This window comes from Aeromonas sp. R1-2 (assembly GCF_040908505.1).
Classification (GTDB): Bacteria; Pseudomonadota; Gammaproteobacteria; order Enterobacterales; family Aeromonadaceae; genus Aeromonas; species Aeromonas veronii.
Window position 1 is genome coordinate 94,245 of sequence record NZ_JBFODU010000029.1, and the last position, 11,279, is coordinate 105,523.

At 52.9% G+C, this 11,279-nt stretch carries 6 protein-coding genes; 5 read left to right on the forward strand and 1 reads right to left on the reverse strand.

From position 1 onward, the window contains the following. Positions 1–349: 349 nt before the first annotated feature. From AB5Y76_RS12225 to AB5Y76_RS12245, 5 genes are all read left to right on the forward strand, one after another. Positions 350–2,812: a type I restriction-modification system subunit M gene (locus tag AB5Y76_RS12225; protein WP_263717041.1), complete on the forward strand. Its 2,463-nt coding sequence runs from the start codon at positions 350–352 to the stop codon at positions 2,810–2,812. After that, positions 2,812–4,209 (forward strand): restriction endonuclease subunit S, encoded by a 1,398-nt coding sequence (locus AB5Y76_RS12230; RefSeq protein ID WP_263717042.1) that lies wholly within the window; start codon positions 2,812–2,814, stop codon positions 4,207–4,209. Before AB5Y76_RS12225 ends, AB5Y76_RS12230 begins: the two co-directional genes overlap by 1 nt. Continuing rightward, on the forward strand, positions 4,206–5,660 hold the full coding sequence (locus AB5Y76_RS12235; RefSeq protein ID WP_263717043.1) for a DUF262 domain-containing protein: 1,455 nt from the start codon (positions 4,206–4,208) through the stop codon (positions 5,658–5,660). Before AB5Y76_RS12230 ends, AB5Y76_RS12235 begins: the two co-directional genes overlap by 4 nt. Beyond that, entirely contained in the window at positions 5,653–7,695 is a 2,043-nt protein-coding gene (locus tag AB5Y76_RS12240) for a DUF262 domain-containing HNH endonuclease family protein (RefSeq protein WP_263717044.1), read from the forward strand. The genes AB5Y76_RS12235 and AB5Y76_RS12240 overlap by 8 nt, the downstream gene beginning before the upstream one ends. Before the next feature lie 182 nt (positions 7,696–7,877). Beyond that, on the forward strand, positions 7,878–10,367 hold the full coding sequence (locus tag AB5Y76_RS12245; RefSeq protein ID WP_368177729.1) for a DUF4011 domain-containing protein: 2,490 nt from the start codon (positions 7,878–7,880) through the stop codon (positions 10,365–10,367). Here the strand turns inward: AB5Y76_RS12245 and AB5Y76_RS12250 are convergent. After that, a complete protein-coding gene (locus AB5Y76_RS12250; protein ID WP_100645812.1) occupies positions 10,274–11,191 on the reverse strand; it encodes an IS5 family transposase in 918 nt (305 codons plus the stop codon). The genes AB5Y76_RS12245 and AB5Y76_RS12250 overlap by 94 nt on opposite strands. Positions 11,192–11,279: the final 88 nt, after the last annotated feature.

Here is an 11,279-nt window from a genome sequence, read left to right on the forward strand (position 1 = left end):
ATGATTTTCGCAAATCCATTTTTTGGGGCTCACAGGGGAGTGTTAGGAAGATCATAACCTCCCATAATGGGTAGTCTTCAGCCCCCATAACATCTGAAAGCCATCGAAGTTCAGGCAACTGATGCTAGGCCAGTCATGCGCCATCAGTGGCCATCTCTGGGTGAGTGGTGTCTTTTAGAGCAAATAGCCAAGTTGAGGGGCCAGTTGTGATGTATGGCATGGCCTCACCGAGCTCAACTGGTTAAACTTCTTGTCAATTTTTTGTGGTGCCAACATGGCGGCGTCACCCATTCACATCGTTTCCACTGCGCCCTTGGCGCAAACTGACTCTTATCGGAATACCTGACTCATGGCTATCAAGAAGAACGAACTCTACTCCTCCCTCTGGGCTGGCTGCGATGAGCTGCGCGGCGGGATGGATGCCTCCCAGTACAAGGACTATGTGCTGACCCTGCTGTTTGTGAAATACGTCTCCGACAAGGCCAAGGGCAACCCGTACGCCATGATCGAGGTACCAGCCGGGGCGAGTTTTGACGACATGGTGGCGCTCAAGGGCAGCAAGGAGATAGGCGAGGGGATCAACACCATCATCAGTGCGCTGGCGACTGCCAACGATCTGCAAGGGGTGATTACCATTGCTGACTTCAACGACGAGGACAAACTCGGCAAGGGCAAGGAGATGATCGACCGCCTCTCCAAGCTGGTGGCGATCTTCGAGGGGCTGGATCTGTCTGCCAACCGCACCGAAGGGGATGACCTGCTGGGGGATGCCTACGAATACCTGATGCGCCACTTCGCCACCGAGTCGGGCAAATCCAAGGGGCAGTTCTACACCCCGGCCGAGGTGTCGCGCATTCTGGCCAAGGTGATCGGCATCAGCCGTCAGACCCCGCAAGATGCCACCGTCTACGACCCCACCTGTGGTTCTGGCTCCTTGCTGCTCAAGGCGAGCGATGAGGCCGGTCCCAAGGGGCTGACCATCTACGGGCAGGAGATGGACAACGCCACCAGTGCGCTGGCGCGGATGAACATGATCCTGCACGACAATCCCACCGCAGCAATCTGGAAGGGCAACACCCTGGCCGCGCCCCAATGGAAAGAGGGCAACAACCAGCTCAAGACCTTCGACTTCGCCGTGGCCAACCCGCCATTTTCAAACAAGAACTGGACCAGTGGCCTCGATGCTGAGCACGACGAGTTCGGCCGCTTTGTCTGGGGCGTGCCGCCAGAGAAAAACGGCGATTACGCCTTCTTGCTGCACATCATCAAGAGCCTGAAGAGCACCGGCAAGGGGGCCGTGATCCTGCCACACGGTGTGCTGTTTCGCGGCAATGCCGAGGCGCGTATCCGCGAGAACCTGCTCAAGCAGGGTTACATCAAGGGGATCATCGGTCTGCCCGCCAACCTCTTCTACGGCACCGGTATTCCCGCCTGCATCATCGTCATCGACAAAGAGAGCGCCCACACCCGGGCGTTCAATGCTCTGGCTGGCAATGAGCAAGGGCTGTTTATGATCGATGCCAGCAAAGGCTTTATCAAAGATGGCAACAAGAACCGGCTGCGCGAGCAGGACATTCACAAGATTGTCGACACCTTCACCCGTGGCCTGACCCTGGAGGGTTACAGCCGTTGGGTACCGCTTAGCGAGATCGCCCGCAACGACTACAACCTCAATATCCCGCGCTATATCGATGGCAGCGAAGGGGAAGATCTGCACGATCTGGCCGGTCACCTGCAAGGAGGGATCCCCGAGCGGGATATCGCGGCGCTTGGCTCCTACTGGCGAGTATTCCCGACCCTCAAGGCGACCCTGTTTGCCCCGCTTCGTCCCGGCTACAGTGAGGCGCGGGTAGCCGCCGCCAAGGTCAAAGGCACCATACTGGCCTGTGAGGAGTTTGCCCGCTTCAAACAGGCGGCGCTGGCGCCGTTCGCCCAGTGGTTTAGCGAGTGCCAGTTCGGTGAGTTTGCCAAGGGCGACTCGCCCAAGGCGCTGATCGACGAGGTGAGTGAAGCACTGCTTGAGCACTACCGCGCGAGCGCCGAGGCGACCGGTGAGCTGCTCGACCCCTACGCCATCTATCAGCTGCTGATGGACTACTGGCAGAACCAGCTGCAAGACGATCTCTATGTCCTCTCTCAGGATGGTTGGCCAGCGGGTCGGGTGCTGCGCGAGCTGATCGCCGACAAGGGCGAGAAGATCAAAGAGAGTCCGGATCTGGTGATTGGCAAAGCCAAGTACAAGGCCGAGCTTATTCCGCCCGCCTTGCTGGTGGCCCGCTTCTTTGCCAATGAGCAAAAAGAGCTCGATACCCTGCAAGCCGCGCTGGATGAAGCGAGCCAGGCACTGGAGAGCTTTATCGAGGAGCAGAGCGGGGAAGAGGGCGGCCTGGTTGAGGCGATGAACGACAAGGAGAAGGTCACTGCCGCCAGCGTCAAGGCCCGCATCAAGGCCGCCACCGACAAGGAAGAGCTGGCAGTGCTCAAGCAGGTGCAGCAGCTGTTCGACGCCGAGACCCGCGCCAAGAAGGCCCATAAGGAGGCCTGTGACGCCCTCGATAAAGCGGTGTTTGCTCACTACCCCAAGCTGCAGGATAACGAGATTAAAACCCTGCTGGTGGAAGATAAATGGCAGGCGAGCCTGTGTGCTGCGCTGGAAGCCGAGATTGAGCGGGTCACCCAGCAGCTAGCTAACCGGGTCAAGGAGCTGGAAGAGCGCTATAGCAGCGCCCTGCCACAACTCACCCAAAACGTCAGCGAACTGGAGGCCAAGGTGGCGGCCCACCTTAAGGCCATGGGGCTGGAGTGGGCATAATGGCAAAGCAGATGATGCAGCATAAAGCGGGTGAGATGGCAGACAAGCAGGCTATTCCGGCGGGCTATAAGCAGACCGAAGTCGGCGTTATTCCGGTGGATTGGGATGTTTTTTTAATTGATAATTGTGCGGTAAAGGTTGGTAGTGGAAAAACGCCAACTGGAGGTTCGTCTGTATATGTTGATAGTGGAAAACCATTTGTTAGAAGCCAAAATGTCGGATGGGGAAAACTCGAACTGTCCGATGTTGCATATATAACTGAGGCTGTTCACTCTACTTTTCTTGGTTCAGAAATAAAGCGTGATGATGTACTGCTAAATATAACTGGCGCATCAATCGGGCGCTGTGCAAAAGCAGAAGAACAAGTCATCGGTGGCAATGTAAACCAGCATGTCTGCATAATCAGAGTCGAAGATTCAAAAATTGCTCCAGTTGTTTTGGTTGAGCTTATTAATTCAAGCCTTGGTCAAAATCAAATCGATAGCTTTCAAGCTGGTGGCAATAGAGAGGGATTGAACTTTGCTCAAGTAAGGCAGTTGAAATTTGCATTACCTCTTATGGTTGTTGAACAAACCGCCATTGCCAATGTGCTGTCGGATACCGATGCACTGATTGTTGGCTTGGAGCAGCTGATCGCCAAGAAACAGGCCATCAAGACCGCCGCCATGCAGCAATTGTTGACTGGCTGTACTCGCTTGCCGCAGTTCGCCCTGCGCCCGGATGGCACCCTCAAAGGCTATAAATCCAGCGAGTTGGGACAAATCCCAGAGGATTGGATTACCCCAACGCTTAAAGATATTACGAGTAATATCATTGACTATCGTGGGCGCACGCCAAGGAAGCTGGGATTAGAGTGGGGCGGTGGTGATATTCTTGCTCTATCTGCAGGTAACGTAAAGAAAGGTTTCATTGATTATGAAGCTGAATGCTATTTCGGCTCAGATGAACTATATAAAAAATGGATGACATCTGGCGATGCAAGCAAAGGTGATATTGTTTTTACCATGGAGGCTCCACTAGGGAATGTTGCTTTGATTCCTAATGAGGAAAAATACATTCTTAGCCAAAGAACTATATTGCTTCAGCTTGAACGCTCTAAATTTTTACCAACGTTCATTATCCAAGTTTTTCTGTCTGATATGTTTCAATCATACATTTCAGAAAGTGCGACAGGCTCAACAGCACAGGGTATTAAAAGATCAACATTTGAGAAAATGTTTGTAGCGGTTCCCTCTTGCCTTGAAGAACAAACCGCCATCGCCACCATCCTCTCCGATATGGATAGCGAGCTTACCGCTCTGCAGCAGAAGCTGGCCAAGGCCCGCTCCTTGAAACAGGGAATGATGCAGCAGTTGTTGACCGGCCGTATCCGCCTGCCGCTATCGAAGGAGGCATGATGGAGAGCATCAATAATCAGGTGCGGCCGGTACGCCAGTTGCTGGCCATTCCCCAACTGGCTATCCCAAGCTATCAGCGGCCGTACCGCTGGGGCGCCAAGAATATCTCTGATCTCTTCACCGATCTGGCGACCCATCAGGACAAGAGCGCCTATCGGCTGGGCTCGGTGGTGTTTCATCAGCACACCGATAGTGAGCAGGGCGAGATGCTTGATATCGTCGATGGCCAGCAACGCACCTTGACCCTGATGTTGACCGTCAAGGCGCTGATCGAGGTGCTGGATAACGAAACTCGCAGTGGCAAAGAGAAGAGTATCCGGTTTCAACGTCAGGATCTGCGTGAGCAATTGCAGGCCTTGCGTGGACCTATCGATGCGTTTATGCAGCGCCAGCGCTTCCCCAGCCGGGATTCGGAGTTCAACCTCAGACGCAACTATCTGGAGTTGCGTCGGCTGGTCGCCCGCCCTGAATTTGACGAGCAGCAAATCGACTTTCTGCTCAACCGCTGTCAGGTAGTCTGCTTTGTGCTGCAGGATATCTCGGAGGCGTTCCAGTTCTTCGATTCGCAAAATGCCCGGGGGCGCGATCTGGCTCCTCACGATCTGCTCAAGGCATTTCACCTGCGCGAGTTTGCCGACCATGAGGCCAACCTCAAGGCCGAGGCGGTCGCCCATTGGGAGCGCCTGCCAAGCGACGAGCTGGCCAATCTGTTCGCCCTCTATCTCTATCGGGTACGCCAGTGGGCCGAGGGCAAGTCGGCCCGCTACTTTGGCAAGGGGGAGGTGGATCTCTTCAAGGGGGTCAACCTCGACCGAGTGGGGCACTATCCCTACGTGGAGTCGCTGCGTATCGCCCACCACTTTGTCGATGAGTACAACGGCCAGTACCAGCGCAAGATAGATGGCCAGCGCATGACGTTTCCCTTTCACCTCGACCAGATGATCATCAATGGCCGGCGCTTTTTCGAGATGGCCGAGTATTACCAGACGCGGGTGGCCGCCATCGTGGCCGAGGAGTCTGACTCCGGCAAGACGCAATCTGCCACCCTGCTTGGCGAAACGCTGACGCCGATGGCCAGCAAGGTGCTCTCGACCTTGGGCAGCTACGAGCGCCGCCACCGCACCGGGGATCGTTATGTGCGGGCCATGTTCGACTGTGCCCTGATCTTCTATATCGACAAGTTCGGCAGTCAGGGGCTGTCACTGGCCATCGAGAAGTGCTTTATCTGGGCCTATCGCTGCCGTATTCGCCAGCAGGTGGTGCAACTGGCGACCATGGATAACTACGTGCTGGAGCACAATCTGATCCGTGCCATTCGTGATGCCCGTCTGCCGGGAGATCTGCACGGCTTCCCTTTGCCTAGCATGAGCAGTCGAGAGAACAAGAACAATCGCAACGGCGCCGAAGATGAACTGGTCGGGCTGTTTCGGGAGATGAAATATTATGAGTGATGCAGGCGTCCACCCCTTTCCCATTCGTGCACTGCTTGAAGATCGCGCCCGCTATCTGGTGCCCATGTACCAGCGCAACTACGCCTGGGGAGAGGGAGAGATCACCCAGCTGCTGCAAGATGTGCTGGATTATCAGCAAAAATCGGTCGGAGCCAAGGAACAGCAAACCTACTATATCGGCACCTTGGTGGTATTTGCCCGGGACGATGGCAGTTTCGAGGTAATCGATGGCCAGCAGCGCTTTACTACCCTCTCTTTGCTGGCCAATTGGCTCAAACACCACGCGAAAGATTCGGTGGATATGAGCTGGTATCAGACCATCAACCTCGCTTTTGAGAGTCGCCCGATATCGAGCCATACCTTCGAGCGCTTATGGCAAGGTGTTGCCCCCCACGATTTGCGGGGGAGTACCTTCAATGAAGGTCTTGTGAACGGTTTTGAGCTGATTGGCAAGGCAATGGCGGATCTTGGTTTGGTGGGGGCTAAACTGACGGCCTTTTGCGACTACCTCTTCACGCATGTGCAGATCTCTCGTATTGAGGTACCCAAGGATACCGATCTCAATCACTTCTTCGAGGCGATGAACAATCGCGGCGAGCAGTTGGAAAAGCATGAAGTGATCAAGGCGCGGCTGATGGAGACGCTGAACCAGATACCCGAGGAAGAGCATCGTCGCCAAAGTATTCATATCCTGACCCGGGTATGGGATGCCTGCGCCAATATGGAGCGCTATATCCAGTACGGCTTTACCCCGCAAGAGCGCCACCGTCTGTTTGGTGAGAGCGACTGGGGCCAGTTTGTGCCCCGTGATTTTGCCCATCTGCTTGATCTGCTAGGGTCCCCTAACACGGCCGACGCTGCCGATAAAAACGGGGCCACTGCCGGTAGCCAGGGGCGTACCTTGTTGGCCATTTTGCAGGATGACAAGCTCGATGGTGAGCAGATGGTGGAGGAGGAGAGCGCAGGCTCCGAACGCTTTAACAGCGTCATCAACTTCTCCAACTTCTTGCTCCATGTGCTGCGACTCGTTAGCCGCGACCCGGGTGATACGGAGGGGGTGCCTCTTGATGATAAACAACTGGTTGATCAGTTTGAGGTCCGAGTGATAAGGCAACCGGATCCAGTAGCGGCAGTTAAGCGTTTTATCTATGGCCTGTTAAAGAGCAAGTATCTGTTTGATCAGTTCATCATCAAGCGCGAGTTTGCCGATGGCAAGGATGGTTGGAGTCTGAAGCGGCTGCACTGGTATTCGGAAAAGAGCGTCAGTTACATCAATACCTTTGACAAGGATGAAAATGAGAATGGTTTCTCTGGTGTTAACCGGCGGATCCTGATGTTGCTGTCGGCGTTTCATGTGTCGACCCCGACCCTGGTTTACAAACATTGGCTGAATGGTGCACTGAGATATCTGTTCGACAATTGTCACCCTGATCAACCGGTAGAGGCAGGGGCTTATCTGTCCTATCTGGAGAGTCAGGCTCGCCGCTTTGTCTTCCAGCGCTTTTTGGCGCCGGGTGAAGGGGCTTCCTATTACCAGATGCTCTACCTTGATAATGCCCTGTTGCCCGCCATCAATGTGGATGAGAGCTGGCACGAGGTGATTACATCCAAACTTCGCTTCGGTCATATCGAGAACAACTTTGTCTTCAATTTCCTCGACTACCTGCTGTGGGTACGAGATCGGAATAGCGACAAAGTTGCTGGCCCCTTTGAGTTCACTTTCCGCAGCTCGGTGGAGCACTTCTCACCCCAGCATCCGATGGATGGCTATAAACCGGTTGAGCAGAGTGCACTCCATTCGTTTGGCAACCTTTGCCTTATCAGCCACAGCAAGAACTCGCGCTTGAGTAACTTCCAGCCGCAACAGAAGCAGGAGCACTTTGAAGCGAGCCTTGCCAACAACCAGATTGATAGCCTCAAGTTGCTCGCAATGATCAGGCTTATGAAAGAGAAGGGTCGCTGGCAGGAGGATGAGATAGCTGAGCATCAAAAGCAGATGTTGCAAGTGTTGTTATCCAGCCAGATTGTGCAATAACAGGCTGAATCTATTTATTAAATTTGGCCGACATCAACTAATGACAGTTAAGTTGATAGTATGATGGGTTGACAAAGAAGGGGGGCTAAACGCCCCCCTTCTTTACGGCAGTTTGCCGCTATCCTGTCGTGATACATCAGCGTAAAACGTTTCACCTGTTGACCCTAAGAATGGAGAAGATTATGTCGATTGTAGATACCTCTGCAGCAGAGACGCTCAATCAAGGAGAGCCAGATTTTGTTCTGACTTCCCTCGAGGCTATGCGTAAGAAGTTGCTGGATCTTACGTCTCGGAATCGACTACTGAACTTCCCAATCACACATAAAGGGTCTTCACTGCGCATTGTTGATGAATTACCTGACCAGCTCTATGAAACTCTCGGTTCGGAAACGCCGATGGAGTTTGCTCCCGTTCCAGATCCAACCAGGCAGCAACTGTTAGACCATGGCTATCTCAAAGTTGGGCAGGATGGTAAGGATGTACAGCTAAAGGCAAACCCAAGTGCCAAGGATTGGGCTCAGGTATTGGGGATATGCACCGATTTTGACTTACCCGATAGCCACAAAAACCCTGTTTCAGACGCAAACAGGAGGCTGCTGGAGCAGGCTCATCACTTTATTTGCCAATATGCGCAGAGGCAAAATGGTAAATTGACAGGTATCCGGGCTGAGTATACCAAGCAAGGCATCAATTTATCTGCGTTGACGGCGGCTTGCTGTTTGGCGGGTTATGAAGGGCTTGAGGATTTTGAACGGCAGGCAAAAGCAGGGAATGAACTCACTATATCGTCTTCCAATCCCAGTCATGATGATAACCGGATACAGGTCCTGTTATATCCAAATGAACTTGAAGCTTGTTTGCGTGCCATTTACGGTAAGGCCCAAACTGCTTTGGAGGAGAGTGGCGCCAATATCCTGTATTTGGCGTTGGGCTTCCTCGAGTGGTATGAAAGTGACTCGTCTGAAAAGGCTCGTTATGCCCCTTTATTCACGATTCCGGTGAGATGTGAGCGTGGCAAATTAGACCCCAAGGATGGGCTTTACAAATTTCAACTCCACTACACGGGCGAAGATATCTTGCCCAATCTCTCCTTGAAGGAGAAGCTACAAGCTGACTTTGGTCTAGCCCTTCCCCTATTCAATGAAGACGCTACACCCGAATCTTATCTTGCAGCGGTGAAGAAGGTTGTCGAGCAGCACAAACCCAAGTGGTCAGTGAAGCGTTATGGCTCACTGAGCTTACTCAATTTTGGCAAGATGATGATGTATCTTGACCTCGATCCGGCTCGTTGGCCTCAGGACAAACGTAACATCTTGTCTCATGACGTTATTCGTCGCTTTTTCACCAGTCAGGACGCTGCTGATAATAGTTCCGGTTCAACCGGCGGCTTCGGTCAGCATGAATATTGCATCGATAGTTATCCTGATATTCATGACAAGATCCCACTCATAGATGATGCTGACAGCTCGCAGCACAGCGCGCTGATCGATGCCATCCACGGTCATAATCTTGTCATTGAGGGGCCACCCGGTAGTGGCAAATCACAGACAATTACCAACCTGATTGCCGCGGCCCTGCTCAACGGCAAGAAGGTGTTGTTTGTAGCCGAGAAAATGGCTGCACTGGAGGTCGTCAAACATCGCTTGGATCGTGCTGGCCTAGGTGATTTTTGCTTGGAGCTGCACAGCCACAAAACGCATAAGCGTAAGGTTCTGGAAGATATTGCTGCACGTATAGCTCACCAGTCCACAATACCTACGACAGAAGAGATCGATGCCCGGATTTTGCGTTATGAAGATCTCAAGCAGAAGCTCAATGAATATGCCGTATTGATTAATACCCAATGGGAAAAAACCGGTAAAACGATCCATCAGATATTGAGTGGTGCAACCCGTTATCGTCACAAATTGGATATCGATGCAAACGCGCTCCATATCGAAAATTTTTCAGGTAAAAAACTGGATGCAGTTACCCGGTTACGGCTAAGCGAACAAGTTGTCGAGTTCAGTCGTATTTATAAGGAAGTAAGAGAGCAGGTTGGGTCTGATGCAGAAATTTATGATCATCCCTGGAGTGGTGTGAATAACACTAAAATACAGTTGTTTGACCGGGATCGAATAGTCGAACTGCTACAAGCTTGGCAGACATCAATTAGCGAGTTTAACGATGACTATCAAGGATATCTAGACAAGTGGTCTTTGAAAGATGAGAACCTTGATACGCTTCAGCATATTGAGCAACTTATAGAAGATCAGGCCCATCTGCCTGCACTCGACGGATCAGAGTTGTTTGCTGCGCTCCCTGAGTTGGATTCATCAGATGCCATCGTGCGGGTGCGTCATTACCTACATAGATTTGATTTGCTACAAGGGCATTATGAGGCCTTGAGCCAAGTCATCGAGCACCAGAAACTGCGTTTGTTAGAGCAAGGGCAGCAGTGTGACTTTCCTCGAGACGAGTTGGCAAAATATGGTGTTGCGGAAGATTTCACTCTTCGTGACTTGGTGAGATGGCTTGAGTCCGGCGTTGTTTCCCAAATCAACCATCAAGCAGCAACTGCCCCAGCCCCTGGTGACCGCTACACTCGGGGCTTTCTGACAGGTAGACCAAGGGTATTCAGCTTGTTTATGGCGCTAACATACGCCATGACTTCTCCCACTTGGCCGTTGTAGTTACGCAGACTGATTTTCCCCGCCAGCAATTGCTTGAGCCGATACATCGCCGTCTCTGCCAGCGAGCGACGGTGATACCCCGATATCTTCTTCCAGTGCGCCAGCCCTTTCTTGCGCATCACCAGCACGGCCTCATTTCTTGGATGCCCCTTTTTCCATAACCCCGCGCTCTTACGAGGCGGGATACAGGCTGTCGCCCCTTTGCGCGAGATAAGCTGATGGCTGGCTTTGCTGTCATAGGCACCATCCGCATAAACATGTCCCAGCTTACGCCGCAGAGGGTTGAGCAAGGTGGGCAACACCTCGGCATCATGGACATTTTCCAGTGAGACTTCCGCCGCCACGATATCGTGGGTCACCGGGTCTACCGCCAGATGCAACTTGCGCCACACTCGCCGCTTCTCCGAACCGTGTTTTCTGACCTTCCACTCGCCTTCCCCAAACACCTTCAGCCCGGTTGAGTCGATAACCAAGTCGGTAATACGTTCCTTTGGGGGCTGTCGATAAGCCACAGTCACCGAGCGTGCTCGCTTGCTGACGCAGCTATAGTCCGGTGCGCACAACGGTACATTCATCAACTCGAACAGGGAGTCTAGTAGTCCCTGAGTGGCCCGTAGAGTGAGGTTGAAAATCCCCTTGAGCATCAGGAAGGTACAGATGGTCTGGTCGGTGTAAAGCTGGCTGCGACCTCGGCGCCCATGATGGTCGTGGTGAAACCAGCTGTTCATGGCTTCGGCATCAACCCAGAAGGTGAGTGAACCACGGTTAATCAAAGACTTGTTGTATGTAGGCCAGTTGGTGATGGGGTGAAGCGACGTGCCCATGATGCAAACTTGAAGAGGATGGTGGTGATCAGATCTCCGAGTCCTCAGTAAGTTCCCTTCAAACTGCATCGATTTAGGCAACAACGCC

Bases quoted from the DNA above. Each gene is read 5' to 3' on its own strand.
- AB5Y76_RS12225 (WP_263717041.1), top strand. From the start codon at position 350: ATGGCTATCAAGAAGAACGAACTCTACTCCTCCCTCTGGGCTGGCTGC.
- AB5Y76_RS12230 (WP_263717042.1), top strand. From the start codon at position 2,812: ATGGCAAAGCAGATGATGCAGCATAAAGCGGGTGAGATGGCAGACAAG.
- AB5Y76_RS12235 (WP_263717043.1), top strand. From the start codon at position 4,206: ATGATGGAGAGCATCAATAATCAGGTGCGGCCGGTACGCCAGTTGCTG.
- AB5Y76_RS12240 (WP_263717044.1), top strand. From the start codon at position 5,653: ATGAGTGATGCAGGCGTCCACCCCTTTCCCATTCGTGCACTGCTTGAA.
- AB5Y76_RS12245 (WP_368177729.1), top strand. From the start codon at position 7,878: ATGTCGATTGTAGATACCTCTGCAGCAGAGACGCTCAATCAAGGAGAG.
- AB5Y76_RS12250 (WP_100645812.1), bottom strand. From the start codon at position 11,191: ATGGGCACGTCGCTTCACCCCATCACCAACTGGCCTACATACAACAAG.